This is a genomic window from Spirosoma lituiforme (genome assembly GCF_054776635.1).
Map to the genome: position 1 here is coordinate 1095932 of NZ_BAAHBO010000001.1, position 20283 is coordinate 1116214.

At 50.5% G+C, this 20283-nt stretch carries 20 protein-coding genes; 16 read left to right on the top strand and 4 right to left on the bottom strand.

Annotated features, from left to right (window positions below; genetic code table 11):
* The first annotated feature begins 8 nt into the window (after positions 1-8).
* The 12 genes from ACYU87_RS04665 (at position 9) to ACYU87_RS04720 (ending at position 12616) form a co-directional block, all read left to right on the top strand.
* Entirely contained in the window at positions 9-710 is a 702-nt protein-coding gene (locus ACYU87_RS04665; protein WP_461132854.1) for a WbqC family protein, read from the top strand.
* A gap of 118 nt (positions 711-828) precedes the next feature.
* The gene (locus ACYU87_RS04670; protein ID WP_461132855.1) at positions 829-1482 is read left to right on the top strand and encodes an acetyltransferase; all 654 of its coding nucleotides are present in this window, start codon (positions 829-831) and stop codon (positions 1480-1482) included.
* A gap of 19 nt (positions 1483-1501) precedes the next feature.
* Positions 1502-2776, top strand: a complete 1275-nt coding sequence (locus ACYU87_RS04675; RefSeq protein WP_461132856.1) for a glycosyltransferase family 4 protein — start codon at positions 1502-1504, stop codon at positions 2774-2776.
* A gap of 45 nt (positions 2777-2821) precedes the next feature.
* Positions 2822-3892, top strand: coding sequence for a glycosyltransferase family protein (locus ACYU87_RS04680; protein ID WP_461132857.1), 1071 nt, complete (start codon positions 2822-2824; stop codon positions 3890-3892).
* A gap of 2 nt (positions 3893-3894) precedes the next feature.
* Entirely contained in the window at positions 3895-4929 is a 1035-nt protein-coding gene (locus ACYU87_RS04685; protein WP_461132858.1) for a glycosyltransferase family 9 protein, read from the top strand.
* Positions 4926-5753 carry a DUF5672 family protein gene (locus ACYU87_RS04690; protein WP_461132859.1) on the top strand — a complete coding sequence of 276 codons (828 nt, stop codon included), beginning with the start codon at positions 4926-4928 and terminating at the stop codon, positions 5751-5753. Before ACYU87_RS04685 ends, ACYU87_RS04690 begins: the two co-directional genes overlap by 4 nt.
* Before the next feature lie 8 nt (positions 5754-5761).
* Positions 5762-6787, top strand: coding sequence for a glycosyltransferase (locus tag ACYU87_RS04695; RefSeq protein ID WP_461132860.1), 1026 nt, complete (start codon positions 5762-5764; stop codon positions 6785-6787).
* Positions 6788-6805: 18 nt separating this feature from the next.
* A complete protein-coding gene (locus ACYU87_RS04700) occupies positions 6806-7819 on the top strand; it encodes a hypothetical protein (RefSeq protein WP_461132861.1) in 1014 nt (337 codons plus the stop codon).
* A gap of 112 nt (positions 7820-7931) precedes the next feature.
* On the top strand, positions 7932-9041 hold the full coding sequence (locus ACYU87_RS04705; protein WP_461132862.1) for a glycosyltransferase family 4 protein: 1110 nt from the start codon (positions 7932-7934) through the stop codon (positions 9039-9041).
* A gap of 8 nt (positions 9042-9049) precedes the next feature.
* Complete coding sequence (locus ACYU87_RS04710) at positions 9050-9946, top strand: glycosyltransferase family 2 protein (RefSeq protein ID WP_461132863.1); 897 nt, start codon at positions 9050-9052, stop codon at positions 9944-9946.
* A 69-nt stretch (positions 9947-10015) separates the two neighbouring features.
* Positions 10016-11398 carry a hypothetical protein gene (locus ACYU87_RS04715; RefSeq protein WP_461132864.1) on the top strand — a complete coding sequence of 461 codons (1383 nt, stop codon included), beginning with the start codon at positions 10016-10018 and terminating at the stop codon, positions 11396-11398.
* A 63-nt stretch (positions 11399-11461) separates the two neighbouring features.
* On the top strand, positions 11462-12616 hold the full coding sequence (locus ACYU87_RS04720) for a glycosyltransferase (RefSeq protein WP_461132865.1): 1155 nt from the start codon (positions 11462-11464) through the stop codon (positions 12614-12616).
* Position 12617: 1 nt separating this feature from the next.
* On the opposite strand, the gene ACYU87_RS04725 is transcribed toward ACYU87_RS04720, so the two are convergent.
* From ACYU87_RS04725 to ACYU87_RS04740, 4 genes are all read right to left on the bottom strand, one after another.
* Positions 12618-13472 (bottom strand): polysaccharide deacetylase family protein, encoded by an 855-nt coding sequence (locus tag ACYU87_RS04725; RefSeq protein ID WP_461132866.1) that lies wholly within the window; start codon positions 13470-13472, stop codon positions 12618-12620.
* 29 nt (positions 13473-13501) lie between these two features.
* Positions 13502-13630 carry a hypothetical protein gene (locus tag ACYU87_RS04730; RefSeq protein WP_461132867.1) on the bottom strand — a complete coding sequence of 43 codons (129 nt, stop codon included), beginning with the start codon at positions 13628-13630 and terminating at the stop codon, positions 13502-13504.
* A 32-nt stretch (positions 13631-13662) separates the two neighbouring features.
* Positions 13663-14427 carry a methionyl-tRNA formyltransferase gene (locus ACYU87_RS04735; RefSeq protein ID WP_461132868.1) on the bottom strand — a complete coding sequence of 255 codons (765 nt, stop codon included), beginning with the start codon at positions 14425-14427 and terminating at the stop codon, positions 13663-13665.
* A 65-nt stretch (positions 14428-14492) separates the two neighbouring features.
* The gene (locus ACYU87_RS04740) at positions 14493-16478 is read right to left on the bottom strand and encodes a sialate O-acetylesterase (RefSeq protein ID WP_461132869.1); all 1986 of its coding nucleotides are present in this window, start codon (positions 16476-16478) and stop codon (positions 14493-14495) included.
* Positions 16479-16612: 134 nt separating this feature from the next.
* On the opposite strand from ACYU87_RS04740, the gene ACYU87_RS04745 reads away from it, so the two are divergent.
* The 4 genes from ACYU87_RS04745 (at position 16613) to ACYU87_RS04760 (ending at position 20272) form a co-directional block, all read left to right on the top strand.
* Entirely contained in the window at positions 16613-17545 is a 933-nt protein-coding gene (locus tag ACYU87_RS04745; RefSeq protein WP_461132870.1) for a glycosyltransferase family 2 protein, read from the top strand.
* On the top strand, positions 17496-18134 hold the full coding sequence (locus tag ACYU87_RS04750; RefSeq protein WP_461132871.1) for a WcaF family extracellular polysaccharide biosynthesis acetyltransferase: 639 nt from the start codon (positions 17496-17498) through the stop codon (positions 18132-18134). Before ACYU87_RS04745 ends, ACYU87_RS04750 begins: the two co-directional genes overlap by 50 nt.
* Entirely contained in the window at positions 18131-18901 is a 771-nt protein-coding gene (locus ACYU87_RS04755; protein ID WP_461132872.1) for a glycosyltransferase family 2 protein, read from the top strand. The genes ACYU87_RS04750 and ACYU87_RS04755 overlap by 4 nt, the downstream gene beginning before the upstream one ends.
* Positions 18902-19063: 162 nt before the next feature.
* Complete coding sequence (locus ACYU87_RS04760; protein WP_461132873.1) at positions 19064-20272, top strand: glycosyltransferase family 4 protein; 1209 nt, start codon at positions 19064-19066, stop codon at positions 20270-20272.
* The last annotated feature ends 11 nt before the right edge of the window (positions 20273-20283 follow it).

Consider the following 20283-nt stretch of genomic DNA (forward strand, 5'->3'; position numbering starts at 1 on the left):
TCAAGCCAATGACGCTCGCCATCATGCAACCTTATTTTATGCCTTACATCGGCTACATGCAACTGATGGGTGCTGTCGATACATTTATTCTGTACGACGATGTATCGTTCATTAATCGAGGCTGGATAAACCGCAACCGGCTGTTGATCAACGGACAGGAACACCTGTTTACCATACCGCTCAAAGATGCCAGCCAGAACAAACGGATCAACGAAGTTCACCTGGCCGACGATCCGAAATGGCGGAGTAAGCTACTGAAAACCATTGAGCAGGGATATCGGAAAGCACCTTGCTATCAGCAGGTTATGCCGTTAACCGAAAAAATAGTCAACTACACGACGGATTCCATTACCGATTTAGTCTACTTTAGTCTCGTTGAGTTGAATAAGTATTTGGGCTTGACCACCAGACTGGTTGCTTCTTCATCCATCTACTCGAACGCGGAGTTAAAAGGGCAGGAACGCATACTGGCTATTTGTCGGCAGGAAAACGCGACCCGCTATATTAATCCAATTGGTGGTATTGACTTATACGATAAGGTAACGTTTGAGGAAACGGGTATTCAACTGCGCTTCATCAAATCCAAAGTGGTAACCTACTCGCAGTTTAGCCACAACGATTTCATTCCCTGGCTATCCATTCTGGATGTCCTGATGTTCAACGACAGCGCCAGCGTTCGGGTACTTTTGGGAGAGTATGAATTAGTGTAAACAAAAGGCGAAAGAGCGAATGAGTGAATGAGCGGTAAGCCATAAAAAAACAGGCATCGCTCAGTCAATCGTTCACCGCTACGGCGGAACGCTCTTTCACTCTTTAACTCTTTAAATTATGGCAAAAGTTATTATTTTCGGGGTAATGGACACGGCTGAACTGGCCCACTTTTACCTGACGCACGATTCTGAACACGACGTAGCGGCTTTTACCGTTAGTCGCGAATACATGACTGGAGCCGAGTTCCAAGGCTTACCGTTGGTTGCCTTCGAGGATGTTGAAACGCTGTTTCCGCCCCAGGAGTACAAGTTTTTCGCCCCCATGACGGGTCGGAACATGAACCGCAACCGCGAACGGATCTACCTCGAAGCCAAAGCAAAAGGGTACGAGTTCATCTCATACATCAGCTCTAAAGCGACGTTGTTCGGAAATCAGATTGGAGAAAACTGCTTCATTCTGGAAGACAACACCATTCAGCCCTTCACAACCATCGGCAACAATGTTGTGCTTTGGAGTGGCAACCATATTGGTCACCATGGCCAGATAAAAGACCACGTTTTCTTTACGTCGCACGTGGTTATGTCGGGGCACTGCGTTATTGAACCGTATTGCTTTTTTGGGGTAAACAGCACCATCCGCGATTTTATCCACATCGGCACGGGCACACTTGTCGGCATGGCCTCGGCCATCTATAAAGACACCGACGAATGGGGTTTATACCTCGGGAACCCCGCCAAGAAACTCCCCCAACCAAGTTACGAAGCGTACTAGGCTTACGGGTTCGTAGTTTGTGGTTGGCAGACGCGCCAGTTTATTTCGCCGGTGCAGTTGGCCAACCATAAATTACGAATCACTAAACTCCTCCCATATCCTGAAAACTCTTCTCATCGGCCACGACGCCAATCGGGCCGGGGCACAACTTGTTTTACTGAATCTGATGCGGTTGCTCAAGGCAGAAGGCATATCGATGCATCTGCTTTTAGGCGAAGGTGGTCCGCTTTTAGACGAATACAAGGCTATTTGTCCGGTCACGCTATGGCCTGTCCCTGACCGCTTTGTCGTTAACGATCTGGCCGATAAAGTGCTGGGGAAGCTGGGACTCTGGGAGCAGTTTTACGAGCGGAAGCAGAAGGCCCGCCAGCGGGAAATGGGGGCATCGTTGGCGTTGGATACGTTTGATCTGGTGTTGGTCAATACCGTCACGAGCAGTCGTTGGTTTAGCCAGTTGGCCATTCCGGAAAAGACGCCGGTGGTTACGTTCGTGCATGAGCTGGACATATCGGTTCGGATATATACCCGTCCCGATGAGCTGGCTCATTTACTGGATCGAACAACACAATTGCTGTCCGTATCGAAAGCAACAGCCGCTTATTACCAAGAACAGCACGGTTTCGACCCTGCCCGCATGACGCTTTACACGCTGATTGATACCCCGTCGCTGGAACGCAACGTGCAGAAAGCCCTTAAACAACCCAGTATCTACCCGTCGCTGGGCCTGCCCGCTAACGCGCTGATTGTGGGTGGCTGCGGAAATGCCGAGTGGCGAAAAGGCAATGATCTGTTCGTGACGCTGGCCCGACAGGTCATTGGCCGGGAAACGCATACTGATCGACCCATTCATTTTGTGTGGGTTGGTGTTCCCGAGGGGAGACTGCGCGATGATTTGCTGGTCGATATTCGGAAGGCGGGACTGGCTGACCGGGTGCATTTGATTCCCCCAACACCCGATGTATTGCGGTACATGAGTCGGTTCGATGTTTTTGTCCTCTGCTCCCGCGAAGATCCCTACCCGCTTGTCGTGTTTGAAGCTGGTCTGTGCCACGTACCCGTTGTGTGTTTCGATAAGGCGGGTGGCTCGCCGGAACTAGTCGAGACTGACGGTGGCTTTGTTGTTCCGTATCTTGATCTGGACGCTATGAGTGACCGAATTCTGCACCTGCTCCATACCCCCGAACTGCGGCAAACGATGGGCGAACGACTGAGTCAGAAAATTCTGGAACGACATCCCGCGCAACAAAGCATTGAAACTCTCGTAACTTTGTTCGCTAAACTGACCCGACAGTAAGCAACGGCTTACCTTACTTCGGTTTGCCGCTGCCGTACCTGATCCATGACCATTGCCTTTACAATCTGCTCCATAAATTATCTGGCCCAGGCTCGGACCTTGGGTGATTCACTGCGAGAAACCAATCCCGATTATACATACCTGATCGGACTGGTTGATAAGCTGAGTGAAGCCAGGCTACCCGATGCGTTGGTACCTGATTATCCGATGGTTGAAGTGCATACCATCGGGATTCCTGATTTCGCGGCTATGTGCGACCGGTATGATATTACGGAGTTGAACACAGCAGTGAAGCCTTTTTACATCGATTACCTCTACAAGACGTATCCCGATGCCAGCCAGGTCATTTACTTTGACCCGGACATCATCGTATTTCAACCGCTTGACGAACTTAACGACGCGCTGGCTACCTATAGCCTGGTACTGACTCCGCACACCCTGTCGCCAATTCCTGACTGGGAGTTGCCCAACGAGCAACACCATCTCAACACGGGTATTTATAACCTTGGCTTTATTGGCCTGAGTAACGATGCGACCGCCCGTCAATTCGTTGACTGGTGGAAAGACCGCTTGGTCTACGAGTGTCGAATTGACCTCTGTGCCGGTCTTTTTGTTGATCAGCACTGGGTGAACTTCGCGCCTGTTTATCACGAAAACGTCTTGATCGACCACCATTTAGGCTATAACATGGCCTACTGGAATCTGCACGAGCGGTACAGCAGTCAGAACGATCAGGGCGAATGGGTGGTGAGTAACAACCGGGAGCCGGGCTCCGCAGAAACAACCGAGTTGTTACAGTTTTTTCATTTCAGCGGCTACAACCCCAACAGGCCGGACGATATTTCTAGGCACCAAACGCGCTTCGGTTTTGCCAGTCCCGGCACAACAACGACCGGGGCCGCTTCCCGTTACCTCGACCGGCCCGAACAGCAGCGACCCGATGTAAGGCCCTTGTTTGATCTATACCGTACTCGCCTGCTGGCCAACCACAACGAACTGTACCGGGCCTATCCCTGCGTGTACATAAAACCGCCGAGGGCAATCCGGTACTTGCGAGTTCGAAAATTGTTAAAAGAACCGTTCAATCGAGTGATCGCGCTCTTAGAATCTCGCTAGATATGACTGAAGGACCGCGCTTTCGAGAGCTTTGGATACACCGCTACCATAAGATTACTCACATCATTGGGAAGTTCTGGTCGTTTGCTATTAAATACAGTCGACTGCGGTTGCTCAAGGCCCGGCTGGGCGATCGTCCATTGGTGGCCATTATTCTGTCGGAGCAAATGGGCGACATCATTGCCTGTGAGCCGGTGGCCCGGGAAGTGCGTCGGCTTCATCCCAACGGATACATTATCTGGATTGTGCGCAAGCCTTTCGTTGATCTGGTCAAATACAATCCGAACCTCGACGGCTTTCTGCTGGAAAAGTGCCCCGGAGAGCGCGTACAGTTGCTACGATCGGGCATTTATGATAAGGTCTATAACATGCATATTTCGCACCGAAAGTGTAAATACTGCCCGGAAGACCCCGTCAACCCAACCGCCGATCGGATCGGTTTAACCTTCGATAATTACCTGGATCGGGGGGATTTGTTGTCTACATTTTCGCAGGCCGCTGGCTTACCGGCCCTCACTGGTGAGCCGAAAATGTATATTCCAGACGCTATCCGACAAGCCGTGAAAGCGCGAAATTTGCCCAGTCACGCCATTGTTATTCATTGCCAGTCGAGCCACATTCTGAAGGACTGGCCTGCCGCCAACTGGAATAAACTGGTCAAATGGCTCCTGGACACCTACCCTTACCCAATTATTGAGGTTGGGCAAACGCCGACGATTACCCTGACTGATCCACGTGTCCTGAACCTGTGCGGCCAACTCCGTTTGCTGGAAACCGCCGAAGTAATTCGGGGGGCTGCTTTATTTATTGGTATCGATAGTGGCCCGGCCCATATGGCCAATGCGATGAATACGGAAGCCATTATTCTGCTGGGTCAGTTATTCGATTTCGTCGATTACAGCCCTTATTCAGGCCGTTACAAGCGGGGTGAAGGCATCACCATTCTCAATGATTTCGGCCATCCGTGTGCCGACTTGCCCTACGCCTGGGTGCAGGAAGCCACGCAAAGACAACTGGGCCAGTCTAAACTTGTATGAAGCAGTCAACCTCCACGCGGGTTAATGTCGTCCTGCCCGTCTATAAAGCACAACTCACTCATTATGAGCAAATTGCTCTGACACAGTGCGCGCGCGTGTTGGGGAAGTACCCGATTTTATTGGCAGCTCCGCATTCGCTCGATGTGGCGGCTTACCGTCAGATTGTTCCTTCGCTACAGGTACGGACCTTCGACGACAGCTATTTCAACAGTATTGACGGCTACAATCGGCTGATGCTTTCCGAGGAATTTTACAAAGCCTTTTCCGATCAGGAGTATTTGCTCATTCACCAACTGGACGCCTTTGTCTTTCAGGACGATCTGGCTTACTGGTGCCAGCAGCAGTATGACTACATCGGTGCGCCCTGGTTGCGTGATCGGGATTTTACGGGCTGGCTCGATCAACTCGACTTTACCCTTCGGAAACAGGTGGCTACCTGGCTCAACCTCAAAAAACCCGATGGCATAACGCCCCGCGAAATCATTAACCTGAACGGCGTTGGGAACGGAGGCCTGACCCTCCGGCGCGTACCGGCTATGCTAAAATACCTGAAGCGGTTTGAGCGGAAAATTGCTGAATACAACCAGATAGCCATGCACCAATACCACGAAGATGTTTTCTGGAGCACGGAAGTAAATCGCTACTGGCCTCGGTTGCGCATACCTTCTTACCGTAAAGCCCTGCATTTTTCCATCGAGTTTTATCCACAATGGGCAATCGAACACTACAATCACGGTAAATTGCCCTTCGGCTGTCATGCCTGGGATATTCACGGGACCGATTACTGGCGTCCTATTTTTGCCAGGTATGGCTATCAAATCTGATCGTTTGCATGACCCAATCCATCCGTCCGTCTATTTCCATTGCCCTCTGTACCTACAATGGCGTAGCCCATTTGTCGGCCCAGTGGCAAAGTTTACTGGAGCAGGACCTGCTACCCGACGAAGTCGTCATCAGCGATGATCAGTCGACCGATGGTACCGTAGAGCTCATTGCCGACTTAGCGGCAAAGGCTCCCTTTACCGTGCGTATTCTTGCCAATCCGGTCCGGCTGGGGTCGAATAAAAATTTCGAACGAGCCTTGTCCGCCTGTACGGGTGATCTGATTTATATCTGCGATCAGGACGATTTCTGGTTGCCCGAAAAAATAGCTACCGTCACCCAGTACATGGTCGAAAACCCGGCTATGCAGGTAGCTTTTTGCGATGCCTGGGTCACGGACGAACAGTTAGCGAATAAACAGGGCCGGATGTGGGAAGTCGTTCGATTCGACGCGGTTGCGCACGAACGCTGGCAATCGGGCGAATCCATGGAAATTTTACTCGATGGGAATCGAATGATGGGGTGTGCATCGGTAATCAGGAAATCATTCCTTCCCTATGTATTACCCATCCCCCCCGATCTGCCCGGTGACTACATTTACGACGGCTGGATTGCGCTGGTCGCAGCGGCCAGCCGCCAGCTTGCGTACATTAACAAGCCCCTGCAATTGTACCGAACGCACGTTCAGCAACAAATAGGCGTACGCGCCCAGGAAGCCCAGGAGACCGTACTGGTTCGGAAACGGGTAACCCGGCAACGCGCCCAAAAACTAGCGCCACTTCAGCTAAAGCAAGCTCAACTAACCAAAATCAACCAACTGTTGACCAGCAGGTTACCTGCTAACGCACCCGGTTTTTCGCAGCTCTCCCGGCGACTGGCCCATTTTACCATGCGCGGTAACCTGCCCGACAATCGCCTGAAACGATTAGCGCCCGTTTTGGGCAGTATCAGGCAGGGAAATTATCAGCGCTACGCCGATGCATCGGCCAACTGGTACGCCCCCTACCTGGCTATTTTGGGCGATATACTCGAATGATGTAGTTTTGTACCCACTGTGCTATTAACTATCTGTACAATCCGTCAACTGCCCCAGGCGCTCGCGCTGGGCGACAGTTTTAGTCATTATTCGACTCCGTCAGCCGATAAGCCATTGGTTTTGATCGGTCTGGCCGACGACCCGACCCAGTTGCCCGCTGGTTTTGTTTCCCCCTATCCGATACTACCCGTTCAGGAATTGCTGGCGCCCACAGCGCTGGATGCCTTATCGGCCCAATATACCCCAACCGAGTTTGCGGCTGCCTGCAAGCCCTTATTTATTCAGGAAGCGTTCAGGCGCTATTCGAAGGAGAACAACTTGCTCTATGCCGATCCGGCCATTCACTTTGCCGGATCACTATCGCCCATCTGGGAACAGCTTGCCAAAGCCACTGCGCTGATTACCCCGTTTATCACAAAAAGTCCCGGTGACTTGCGCTGGCCGGATGAGAAGTTTTTCCAGAACGTCGGTCTGTACAGCGCTGACTTTCTGGCTTTCCGCCGATCGGCCGAAACCGACCGTCTGTTGACCTGGTGGGATAATCGGGTGCGGGAGCGGGCATTCGTCGATTTCTGTATTGGCTCGTGTCTGGACCAGATTTGGCTGATGCACGTACCCGTTTTCTTTCGGGATGTGCAGGTTATCCGTAATCCGGGATGGCACCTTGCCCTCTGGAACCTTCCCGAACGAAGCATTCAGAAGGAAAGCAATAGCTGGCTAGTATCAGGTCCCGGCGGGAACGGCCAGCCCCTGCAATTCATTAATTTCAAAGGACTGGAAAAGGCCGACGAGGGCTTTTTTGCCCATCAGCAGCGACTTCAACTTTCTCAACGGCCGGAAATTGACGCATTGCTGACCGGATACCGTCAATCGCTCAAACCCTACCAGATCATAGGCTTCGACGCAGTAAACCCCGCTTACGGAAAACAGCCCGAACCGGTCGTGTTACGCGGCTGGCGACACGCGGCCAAACAATCGTTGCAGCGCCTGACACGTTTTATCGACCGGGTCTATATCCCTGTCGTCAACTAAGGGGGTTACCCGAATAATGCGTACCCGGCAAGGTTTTATCAATCAATAAGTCTATTTTTGCAGGTAAATCATCTCAGAAAAGTACAACCAACTGGTTTGTAGATTTCCCTTCATGAAAGTACTCTACGACCATCAATCGTTTACGGGCGTTTCCTACGGGGGCGTTTCCCGTTATTTTTTCGAATTGATGCGTTCGTTTGCCGAACGATCCGACATTGAGTTTGAGTTGTCGCTTCGTTTGTCAAATAACGAATACCTCGATCAAACCTCGTTCAGTCGTCATTTGCGTTACCGGAGCCTGGCCCAGGTACGCAATGCCCATCGGGTAGCCTCCGTGCTGAACCGACTCTATAGTCTTCAACGGGTGAAGGCAGGCCGATTCGACATTTTTCATCCAACCTATTACCACAAGTATTTTCTGAACGCCATTGGCAATAAGCCGTTTGTGCTCACGTTTCATGACGCAACCAGCGAACGCTACGGCAAGCAGTACCCGGAAGTGGGGGAAGGCCTGTATGAGCTAAAAAAGCAGCTGATGCGCCGGGCCGACCGCATCATTTCGGTGTCAGAATTTTCCAAGCAGGAAATCCTGCGCTTCTTTCCCGTTGAACCGGAAAAGATTGAGGTTATTCATCTGGGTACAACGCTGGGCGAGTCTCTATCCGCTTCCGAACCGCTTACGGCTCCTTTGGCAGCTCCTTACCTGTTGTATGTCGGTAAACGTGGTCTGTACAAAAACTTTGACGGATTTTTCCGGGCCATCCAGCCTGTCCTGCGTCGCCATCCTGATCTACACCTTATTTGTGCGGGTGGGGGGTCGTTTAGCCCGGCAGAACAAGCCCTGTTTCATGCATCCGGGCTGATTAACCGCGTCCATTACCGACCCGCGAATGATACCAGTCTGATTGCGCTGTACCGACACGCCCGGGCATTCGTCTTTCCGTCGCTTAACGAAGGCTTCGGAATTCCTGTTCTGGAGGCTTACAGCAATGGTTGTCCGGTTGTTCTGAGCGATCGAAGTTCATTACCCGAAGTAGGGGGCGATGCAGCTTTGTACTTTGATCCCGAAGATGATGATTCCATTGCCGAAGCTGTAGAGCGCGTGTTGACGGATGACGCCCTTCATGCCGACCTACGCCGGAAAGGCACGGAGCGGTTACGCAACTTTTCATGCGCAAAAACGGCCCAACAGACATTAGAGGTCTATAAATCTCTCTCCTAATCGACTGCATGAGCCAGGCATCCCAATCCCTTCATTCGTTCGTCACGCAACCCTACCGTCCGTCGGCTAAACCAGCGAACGCGCTGGATTATCCTAAATTAACGATTGTAACGCCCTCCTATAATCAGGTACAGTATCTGGAGCGCACGATTTTGAGCGTGCTGAATCAGAATTACCCTAATCTGGAGTATTTCATCATGGATGGTGGCTCTACGGATGGTAGCCTGGACATTATAAAGAAATATGAGCCGTATCTGGCAGGCTGGGTCAGCGAAAAAGACAAAGGCCAGACGGATGCTATAAACAAAGGCTTCCGGCGGGCAACGGGCGATTACGTTGCCTTTCAGAATTCGGACGACGTCTTTGCGCCCAATGCCCTGTTGTGCGTAGCTGAGGCCTGGCGCAAAGCACCGGCTACCGATGTTTTTTTCGGCGATATGTACATTACGGATGAAGAAGACGTTATTCTGGAAGAAATGCGGGCACCGGATTTCTCGGTTGAATGTCATATCTACGAAGGCATGCAGGTGTTCAACCAATCCCTGTTTATCCGGCGCGAGCGGCTTATTCAGTTCGGTATGCTCGACGAGAGCCTTCGGTTCGTGATTGATTACGAAATTGTAGCTCGGCTGGGGGTTCAGCCGGGTATGCGGTTTCGGCACGTAAACGGTTTCTGGGGCGGCTTTCGGGTGCAGCCCGACGCTAAATCATCGACCATAGCGGCTACGGTAGGGCTTCAGGAGCATAAACTGGTACGAGACAGGTACCAGCCGATGTTAACTTCAGCCATGGGCGCGTCATTCTGGCAACGGTATAGCCGGTTACGGAAACTGCTGACGTTTGTCCTCCGGGGTGAGTTTGGGTACGTGCAGCACCGGCTCCGTCTGAATAAAACCAGACAATAAGTTGACCGACGCGCTGGCCGTGATCCTTCTACCGATTACTCATTACAAACTATAAACCAGTAAGCTTACATGAACAATTTCATTCGCTTTGTGCAGACACTCAACTATATGCGAATGGTTGTCGGTATCTGTATTATTGTGGATGGTTACCCGTTGATTTTCTTCTTTCGGGAAACCCTGAAACTGGCTCCGGCGAGCACAACCTTTACGGCCGTTGCGCTGGCGGGCGGTCTGGCGCTAATGGTTCCATTCACGATATTCCGACGGCTCTACCGGCCAAATACGACCACATTCTGGCTGGGCATTACCTTCCTGCTGCTCATCATCTTCTACATGTTCTTCTTTAACGGGGTACCCGGCTTTGAGGATTATGATAAGGATATGATCTATTTCGCCTATATTCTGATCTTTCTGTTTCTGCTGATCAACATTCCCAACGACATTATTCCGGTATTTATTCCGATTGTGGTGCTCTTTACTCTGGTGTCGAACCTGGGACTTATTTACGCCCTGATCACCGACCCTACCTGGGCCATCGGACAACGGGCTACCATCACGCTGAACAACGGAGATGAAGGTTCCGGTAACCCCCACGTGTTTTCCCGTAATGCGTTCATTGGCATCATTGCCTGTGGAATCGGGTTGTTCCGGCCGCAGTCCAACGTTATTCTCAAACTGCTTTGTTTTTTCGCCGGGGCCGTCAATCTGGCCGTACTGGTACTGACCCAAACTCGGTCGGCCATTGTTGCGCTGATTCTGGCCGTCATTTTGTTCATGTATTTCAACGTTCGGCCCGCTCAGATTCGTACCGCCGTTCGTAGCCTTGTCAAACCCGTGCCCATCCTGATTATGGTGGTTGGCTTTATGGGCGTCATTTTCTTTTTTCAGCGGTACTACACCATCTACCTCGTCCTCTACGATTATGTGTCGGGCTTTCTGGCAAAAAACCTGGATAACGTTTATGCACTGTTAGGAATGAAAGCACAGGGAGCTGATTACCAGGCGGTTCTCGACGACTCGGCCGCTAACCGATCGGTGAGTGGCATATTTCTCAGCAACTCGCTATCCGGTGAGCACATCCACATGCTGATTCTTGGCTATGGCTACAAATACACGTATCTGGACGTTCCGATCATTGAAGCTTTTACCAACCACGGCATCCTGGGCTTAGTTTTGTTCGGCAGCATCAATGGTCTGATTTTCTACGATGCCATACGGATCATGCGTACCAACCCGAATGATTTAAGCACCTTTCTGGCTTATTTCTACCTGCTGGTATTTGTTCAGTTGTTTACCAACGGGCGGCCCAACGAAATATCGTTCTGGTTTCCGTTGTCGCTCATGATTCGGTTTGTTGGCGTCGAGCACTTATTTCCGGCCTACCTGTCGAACAAAGAGCCCGTTAATAAACACGAAGAGTTCGTGGTCGTGCCAACGGCTCAGGCTACCTGACGCATCGCCTACGGGTCGTTGCTTTCTTAAAATCAAGAATTAATCGGTTGTTTCGCGGTATCTATGCGAATTTTAAATATCTGTGCGTACACCTGGCAAGCGGGTGGCCCCCCAAAAATTATTTTCGACCACACCGAAGTAGTCCTTCGGTATGGGCATCAGGTAGATATTCTCAGTCCGATTTCTCCCGGCGAAAAGCCCTACCCGTTACCCGATGGAGCACGGCTTATTCTCTGCCAGCGAACCCCGATTATCAGTCGCCTTTTCCGCGAATTTTCCCTTGATCTGTATCAATTCCTCAAGCAGCATGCGCATGAATACGATCTGATTCACTGCCACGGCCTGTGGCATTTTGGTGTGCTGGCCCCGTTTATGATCGACAAATCCGTGGCCAAGGTCATTACCATTCATGGTGTACTGGATCGGTGGGTTTACGCGCACAATAACTGGAAAAAGCAGATCATGGACACGCTGGCCCAGAAGGCTTATTTGCAGCGGGCGGATCTGGTACAGATAAACAACGCCGACGAACAGGCCGATGTGTTGCGTTATCTCGGGCATGCCCACCCCAACATCGTTATTATTCCCAACGGCGTGAAGATGAGCGACTTCACGACACTTCCTCCTAAAGGTAGTTTTCGCCGGAAGTTTGGCCTGCCTATGGATAAGAAATTGGTCTTGTTTATGAGTCGCTTAAACGCCAAGAAGGGGCTTGATTTACTGTTGCCGGGCTTCCGGGACTACGTTCAGAAGCATCCGGATACCGTGCTCGCTCTGGCTGGTTCTGATGATGGGTACGAAGCCACGGCCCGTCAGTTTATCGATCAGCATAATCTGGGCGACTCCATTCGGATGGTTGGTATGCTAACGGGCGATGACAAAAAAGCAGCTCTGGCCGATGCCGATCTGTTTACCCTCCCCTCGTATTCGGAAGGCTTCTCGATGGCTGTGCTTGAAGCAATGGCTGCCGGTACCCCTACACTGGTATCGGATCGGGTGGGCTTTGGCGAAACGATTCGGGCACATGAAGCCGCCGGACTATTGACTAGTCTGACGCCGGAAGCCGTTCGGGATGGGCTGGAAAAACTTTTGGGTAACGATCAGCTACGTCGGCAAGTCAGCGCAAACGCGACGGCTTTGTTAAAAGCGCAATACGATATTGACATTGTGGCCAAACGGCTACTGGATGAGTACACGAAGATCGTAAAGAAAACGTAAGCTACCCTTTCACATCCCGCCGGATCACCTTTTCCCAGTTAACCTGTTTCTCCGCTTCGGATAAATCGACGAATGGAAACTCCTGCAACAGTCGCTTGAGCTTGGGCAGGCAGTTTTCCAGACCATAGTACGACTTAAATTGTCTTGCCCGGCTTAGACCCGGAATCATGGGTTGTCCCGCATCGAAATCGCGGGGATGAAAATAAGTCATCACATAATCCGAGCGTTGCATGAAACCCTTGATGACACGATAGGGGAATAGCCGGAAGTACCCCCCACCCGAAAAGATCAGGTCCTGACCCAGTACAGCCGCCGTATTGATGGGAAATTCTTTCAGCAACGTGCCCTCCACATTCAGGTAGCCCGGCTCAAACATATTTAGCGATGCATCACCCCCGTGCGAGCGCCGGGCCGAAAATACGGAGCAGTCTATTTCAATACCCTGTTCCAGTAAAATCGGGAATACCCAACGGTTAAATTCCTTGATCGAAAAACCCGGTGCCCGATATGATCGTACTTTTTTTCCGGTCAAATCCTGTAAATGCTTGATAGAACGTTCCAGATCAGCCTGAAATTCGGCTGGTGTTTGTTCATACGCTAACTGGTGCGCGTAAGAGTGGGTCGCGATCTCGTAGCCGGCCGCATCAATTCTCCGGATGACATCGGGGTGTTTATCGGCTACCCAACCCAGGCAAAAGAACGTTGCCCGGCTGTTGGTGTCTTCCAGAAGCTGAAAAATGCGATCCATATTCTGGTGAATCCGTGTCTCGTACCGGCTCCACTCAGCCTCCGTACGGGTCGATGCGTTGTCGAGAATATGAAACCACTCTTCTATATCAAACGTCAGTATATTCATGAATTGTACAATCAAGCGTAGTCAAAGCGTCAGCCACCAGCCCGGCAACCGAAACTGCTCCCCTGGTTCGTGCCCTGGCCCCGTGGTTCGTGTCCCCACGAATCATCTGTCTGGTAGGCAATCTCCGCCGTTCCCTGGTTCGTGTCTTCACGGACCACTTGGGAGAAGGTAGTCAGGATTTATCTGTTAATTAATAGAACCGTTTCCCAGCGGCCAGAAAGGCTTTTACATCATCACGGGTTGGGAAGGTGAAATACGTCATCTGAGACGCGTCGTTCTCGATCAACTCATACTTACCCGTGTACACTTTATCGATGGATTCCAAAATAGCATCCATGCCCATCTTCTTCGTCACATCAATCAATTCGGCCTGACTCATGTTCCCAATGGCGAGTTTAGTTTGCACCAGAATTGGCCCGTTATCAATGCCCTCATCGACGAAAAATACGGAGACACCCGTGTGCGTTTCGTTGTTTTTAAGCACCCAGAACGAAGGCATCAGTCCCCGGTATTTGGGCAGCAGAGCCGTGTGCAGATTAATACAACCGTGCGTGGCTACGTCCAGCAGTTTGCGTTTAAAGATCTGGTTTCCAGCGATTGAGACGAACAGGTCGGGCTTGTACTCCCTGAGTTTATCCAGATTTTCGTCTTTATTGATATTTCCTTCGATATGAATCAACGGAATATTTCTATCAGACAAGACTTTACGGACGTTGTTGCGACTATCCAGTTTAGAGGTTACGAATTTAAAGCCATACCGCACAAAGAAGGGTAAGCCAAAAATATCGTACGTCTTTTTTATCTTCTCGCTGAAGCTTTCCCGCTTGCCAAAAGGCGATACATCGAATACAACCGTTGCCACAACTTCGGCATAAGGCGGCAACTTTTTGAGCAGGTAGTCAATGTTACGAGCGAGGTAGAATGGGTCATCCTGCGTAAGAATCACAAGGCGCATAAGCGGTCAGATAGTATTAGAAACACAAAACTACATATTCCGACCAGAAAGCCAGTATTCGTTTATTAACGAACAACCACTTTCCGGCGGAGCATTTGTCCATCAGCGGTTTGAAGTTCGGCCAGATAAACCCCCGCGTCGAGGTCGTTCAGGGCAATGGACAGTGTTTTACGGGCCGCACCACGCCAGTTTTTAACCATCCGCCCCAGCACGTCCCGCACGGTTACGTCCGTGATCGTTACCAGATCCGTCTGAATATAGAGCGTACGGTCAGCCGCTACGGGGTTCGGATAAAGCTGCACAACCGGCTCTGTTGGCTCGACACCCAATACCAGTGGTCTGGCACTGATCACGTTGCTGTAGGTCGATTCGGAAACCGTACTGAGCGCCCGTAACCGGTAATAATACGTGCCGAACATATTGGTGATGTTGGTATCGGTGAAGGTGTTCGCTGTTCCGCTCAGAACAGCAATCTGTTTAAACGTCGTTGGCGTATCATCAGCCCGTTCCAGAAACTGCGTTTGTGAACCGGCGGAAGCCGTCCAGTTCACATGAATCTGTTTTTCTGAAATGGGTCTGGCTGCGAGGGTCGTTACCTGGGCTATGGCATCGGCAATGGGCACGGCATCGAACGAAAAGGCCCGCATCCCGCGCGTATTCCGGAGAGTGGGGCCGTCGTAGAACGGAGATACCGGATCAGAGAAATAAGCGGGCAAGTACCGAAGCTTTTTGGCCGTAGCGGGCTGTTTTAGGCTAAGGGTCACTCGGTTGTTTCTGGCGAATCCATCCGTTACCAGTCCACTTTGTCCATCCAGGTAGAAGAAATCTTTCTGTTGGCGATAGGCAATCTGTGCACCCGTGGCGAAATTGTAGAAGGTCGTGTCCTTCTTCCAGACCATCTGCATCTGGTCATCGAACACCAGCGTAATGGAATCTTTCCGGCTGTTGTAAAACGTTTTCTTTATGTCAGGTGAGTTGATCTGCAGTGTGTCTTTCGAGCCGTAGATATCGCGGGCAATAAGCCGGAATTGCTCGTACGCCAGCCGTTGGTGGGCTAGTCCGCTGTAATGAACCCCGTCGTACTCCGGCGTGCCGACGGTCGCAATGGATTCGACGTTAGCGAAAAGGTACTTTGTCCGGCGTTGAAAATCGCGGATCGCAGCCGCACTATCGGTCGGATTCGACAGAATGTTAATCTGCCCGACATAAATACGGGCATTCCCGTAATCTTCCCGAAATTGATTGTACAGCTTGGCGAATTTTCCGGGATAACCGGGCGACCCAGTACCGGCATCCTCCTCCCCCTGTTTCCAGATAATGGCTTTTGTCTGTTTCGCCACACCCGCCCACCTAGCCTTGTTGAGCAGGTCGCCATAAGGCGTAATTGGATTAGCGTGATTAATAGGATCGCGAGCTGTCAGTACATCAATGGCCGTTCCCCCTTTCCCTCCGTTTATTACGCAGGTTGGAATACCAAAATTTTCGAGAATCAGCCGTTGCAGGGTGAGGCCAAAACCGCCTACGCTACCAAAGGGCTGTTTGGCCGCGTACCAGCTCATCTCATTCGTCGACCCCAGGTAAGGGTACGTGACGTTTCGCAGGTATTTATCGTTGAAATTGAAGGAATACAATACATCCAGATCCGTAAGGGCCAAAACGTTCGACTGACCGTCCAGAATATATACGTCTCCACAAACCACTCGCTCCGCAATAGCCACTAAAGTTGAATCAGCGTTTTTATAAGTAAATACACGGAAGGAATATTCGGCTGGCTCTGCTTTGATAATGGACGAAAAAGTAAAGGCAGCCGTGCTGTCCGCAGGGTCGAGCGTCTGGCTGATCACCCTGACTAATGAGTCCTCCCTGAACACCCGTACGCCTATTTTGGTGTAACCACGCGCATTCATAGTGCCACTTATCGTAACCGTAGCCTGATTGTTTGCATCGCGCGGGTAGAGCTGAAGTGGACGGGGTCCCTGCTGAAAATTAACCTGACCTAAAGCTGAAAAATAGTACAAAAACAATATAGCCCCTATGTAAAGTCTATTCATTAGCTTTGTGGAGTATAAAAAAAGTTATAATATTGCATGATTTCCGGATCGCAAACAAACAAGTAAAAATAAAGCCTTTACACCAAACAAGTATCAGAAAAAGCCATTTTTTCGCTTCTATGGTAATATAGAGTATGACCGACGTATCCGTCATCATTCTGACACACAACGAGGAAAAACACATCACTCGCTGTTTACAGAGCCTGCAGCCATTTACGAATAAAATATTCATCGTCGACTCCTTCTCGACCGACAGAACGGTTGAGATAGCCCGCTCATTAGGAGCCACTGTTGTTCAGAATGCCTGGGTTAACTACGCCACTCAGTTCAACTTCGGTATTGCGAACAACCCCTTCGATACAGCCTGGCAAATGCGCATGGATGCCGACGAGTATGTGATGCCGGAATTAGCCAGTGAGATCAACCAGAAACTCGCCGGTTTGCCGGCTAAAGTAGGCGGAGTTTACGTGAAGCGACGCGTCTTTTTTCTAAATCGCTGGATGCGCCACGGTGGGTTTTATCCTATTTGGCTGCTTCGGCTGTGGCGACGGGGTGACGGCTTCTGCGAGCAGGTCTGGCACGATGAGCACATCAAACTGACCAAGGGCGAGTCGATCCAGTTTTCGCACGATATTGTCGATCACAACCTCAATAATTTGACTTGGTGGACTCAGAAGCATAATCATTATACCATTCTGGAAATGATCAACCTGCTCAACTATCGTTACCAGTTCGACCAGGCCGAAACCGTTGAAGCCAATTTATTCGGTACGCAGGACCAGCGCATGCGATTTCTGAAGGAAAAATATGCGTCTTTACCCCTGTTTACCCGCCCGATCCTGTACTTCATTTATCGGTATTTTATCCGGATGGGCTTTCTGGACGGTCGACCGGGCTTCGTCTGGTGTTCGCTTCAGGCGCTCTGGTACCGTTTTCTGGTCGATGCGAAGCTGCTGGAAGTTAGTATTCGGGCTGGTAACGATAAAGACGCAATCATTCATTATTTCCTGACGGAATATGGCAAAGACCTTCGACCCAAACGACCCGAGCGGGTCGGCCAGTCGTAAACCAGACACAATTTCCGGCACAACAACAGATCGGTCAAACGGGAAAACCGATCTGTCGCGGTTCAACATCAGCTGGTACAACCCCGGCCCGCGCTGGAAAATTATTCTCTGGTTTATAACGAATTCAGTTTTTATTAATACCTATCTACCACTGCCCATTTCGCTCAAAATAGCCATTCTTCGGTTATTTGGCGCAAAAATTGGCAATAAAGTGGTGGTAAAGCCCGGTGTGAATATTAAGTATCCCTGGTTACTTACTATTGGAAATGACGTCTGGATTGGTGAGCAGGTCTGGATCGATAACCTGAGTGAAGTACACATCGGCGACAACGTTTGTCTGTCGCAGGGGGCCATACTGCTGACCGGCAACCATGACTACAGCCGATCGACGTTCGATCTGACAACCCGCCCGATTACGCTGGCCGATGGCGTCTGGATTGGGGCTAAATCGGTGGTGTGCGCGGGTGTGCACTGTGCATCGCACGCGGTACTGGCCGTTAATTCGGTGGCTACCCGTCCGCTGGAAGCGTATGGTATTTATCAGGGAAATCCGGCCGTTTGGGTCCGTCAACGAAACATCAAGGCGTGAAAGTATCGATCATAACTGTTGTGTATAATGGGGCTGAATTTGTTCGAAGCTGTATCGAATCGGTTCTGAACCAAACGTATGCCAACATCGAGTATATTATAGTAGACGGTAAATCGACCGATGGCACGGTGGCTATCGTCCAGTCGTACGGCACGAAAGTTGCCCGGTTCATCTCGGAGCCGGACAAAGGGCTGTACGACGCCATGAACAAAGGAATCCAACTGGCCACTGGCGACGTAATTGGTTTGCTCAATGCCGACGACTTTTACCGCCATAATCGTGTCATTGAGAATATGGTTGCCACGTTCGAGAAAAACGACAGCGATGCCGTTTATGGCGATATGTTGTACGTAGACCGGACTGACACCAGTAAGCTGAAACGTTACTGGCGCTCGGGCTGGTACAGCGATAATGCTTTTTTGTGGGGCTGGATGCCCGGCCATCTGTCCTTCTTTGCCAAGCGTCGGCTGTATGAACAATACGGCCTGTTTCGGCTCGATATGAAAAGTGCGGCCGACTACGAACTGATGTTACGTTTCATTCACAAGAATAAAGCCAGACTCGCCTACATGAACGAGGTAACCATCGTTATGCGGGCGGGTGGAATCAGTAACAGCAGTTTAAAAAACCGGCTTCGGGCCAACCGGGAAGACCAGTTAGCCTGGCAGCTTAATGGGCTGAAGCCTTACTTTTTCACTTTTTGGCTTAAACCCCTGCGCAAGCTTACGCAATACGTGAGCAAGCCACCCGAAATAGCTGATAAATGACCGATACCGTTCAATCAGATTTTTCTCATTTAACTAAATAATCCAATAAACTTTACGCTCCTTAACCCTGAATTGGGTAGCCTGTTTTCGAGTTGGGTAGCGTTCCTCGTCGGGTCTTTAGTCCGATTCCGCGAGCCTTTAAGTCCCTAAACGTCCCGCCTTATGAATATTGATTTGTTGATTGCGTTTTTACAGAACAAATTTGGTGACGAGCACTTTACGTTCGGCCTGTATCAATGTGTTCTTTCTTTTCTGGTAGCCTGCTTCGTTGCGGTTGTTGCCATTCCGGTGATTATCAAGATTTCAGAACTGAAATCGCTGATGGAAAATCCCGGTGCCCGCCGGTCGCACTCAACACCAACGCCCACCTTTGGGGGCATTGCTATCTTTGCCGCCATTCTTATTGCCTACTTTCTGTGGCCCAGCATTGATCAGACCGACCTTTACACGACCAATCTGTCAATTGCCGGTATGACCATTCTCTTCTTTATCGGTATCAAAGACGATCTGGTTGGTATCGATCCCGCCAAGAAACTCATGTTTCAGGTATTGGCAGCCATGATTCTGATTCTCTTCGGCGACCTCCGGGTGGATTATATGTATGGAATCATGGGATTTCACCATATTCAACCCATCATCAGTATTTTCCTGACCTGCTTCATTTTCATTACCCTGATCAACGCCATCAACCTCATTGATGGTATTGATGGCCTGGCGGGTGGTATCTCAACGATTGCCAGTGCTACGTTCGGGGCCTGGTTTTTACTGACGAACCATTTTACAATGGCTTGTATGGCGTTCACGCTGGCGGGCGGTTTGCTGGGATTTCTGCGGTTCAATTTCTCGAAGACCAGCAAGATTTTCATGGGCAACACCGGCTCGCTGATCATTGGCTTCATGCTGGCTTTTTTTGCGGTCCGGTTTGTTAACCTCAATGCAGCTTACCGCTACGAACCAACTGCTTTCTTCAACGCGCCCATTATTGCCATTGTCATTCTGATCGTGCCTATTTTTGATACGCTGCGGGTATTTCTGGTCAGAATTCTGGCAGGACGCTCACCCTTCTCGGCCGACCGTAATCACATGCACCATATTCTCCTGGATAATGGGTTGTCACACGTGGCCGCAACGGCCGTTTTGTGTGGCATATCGTTGCTCAACACCGTTATGTTCCTGCTTCTGCACCGCAACATTTCCAATACACTGTCCCTCATCATTCTGGGCTGTCTGTTCGCCTTATACATGCTCGTCAGCTTTATACTCAAGATGCGGGTTATGGTTCTATCAACTCATCCACGCCGTCGGAAAGCGGTGCTGCGCCGGGAGTTACAGAATGGCATTGTTGGTCGTCGGATTATCGATTATCTGTAAAATAAGATCAT

Bases quoted from the DNA above. Each gene is read 5' to 3' on its own strand.
- ACYU87_RS04665 (WP_461132854.1), top strand. From the start codon at position 9: ATGACGCTCGCCATCATGCAACCTTATTTTATGCCTTACATCGGCTAC.
- ACYU87_RS04670 (WP_461132855.1), top strand. From the start codon at position 829: ATGGCAAAAGTTATTATTTTCGGGGTAATGGACACGGCTGAACTGGCC.
- ACYU87_RS04680 (WP_461132857.1), top strand. From the start codon at position 2,822: ATGACCATTGCCTTTACAATCTGCTCCATAAATTATCTGGCCCAGGCT.
- ACYU87_RS04685 (WP_461132858.1), top strand. From the start codon at position 3,895: ATGACTGAAGGACCGCGCTTTCGAGAGCTTTGGATACACCGCTACCAT.
- ACYU87_RS04690 (WP_461132859.1), top strand. From the start codon at position 4,926: ATGAAGCAGTCAACCTCCACGCGGGTTAATGTCGTCCTGCCCGTCTAT.
- ACYU87_RS04695 (WP_461132860.1), top strand. From the start codon at position 5,762: ATGACCCAATCCATCCGTCCGTCTATTTCCATTGCCCTCTGTACCTAC.
- ACYU87_RS04705 (WP_461132862.1), top strand. From the start codon at position 7,932: ATGAAAGTACTCTACGACCATCAATCGTTTACGGGCGTTTCCTACGGG.
- ACYU87_RS04710 (WP_461132863.1), top strand. From the start codon at position 9,050: ATGAGCCAGGCATCCCAATCCCTTCATTCGTTCGTCACGCAACCCTAC.
- ACYU87_RS04715 (WP_461132864.1), top strand. From the start codon at position 10,016: ATGAACAATTTCATTCGCTTTGTGCAGACACTCAACTATATGCGAATG.
- ACYU87_RS04720 (WP_461132865.1), top strand. From the start codon at position 11,462: ATGCGAATTTTAAATATCTGTGCGTACACCTGGCAAGCGGGTGGCCCC.
- ACYU87_RS04725 (WP_461132866.1), bottom strand. From the start codon at position 13,472: ATGAATATACTGACGTTTGATATAGAAGAGTGGTTTCATATTCTCGAC.
- ACYU87_RS04735 (WP_461132868.1), bottom strand. From the start codon at position 14,427: ATGCGCCTTGTGATTCTTACGCAGGATGACCCATTCTACCTCGCTCGT.
- ACYU87_RS04740 (WP_461132869.1), bottom strand. From the start codon at position 16,478: ATGAATAGACTTTACATAGGGGCTATATTGTTTTTGTACTATTTTTCA.
- ACYU87_RS04745 (WP_461132870.1), top strand. From the start codon at position 16,613: ATGACCGACGTATCCGTCATCATTCTGACACACAACGAGGAAAAACAC.
- ACYU87_RS04750 (WP_461132871.1), top strand. From the start codon at position 17,496: ATGGCAAAGACCTTCGACCCAAACGACCCGAGCGGGTCGGCCAGTCGT.
- ACYU87_RS04760 (WP_461132873.1), top strand. From the start codon at position 19,064: ATGAATATTGATTTGTTGATTGCGTTTTTACAGAACAAATTTGGTGAC.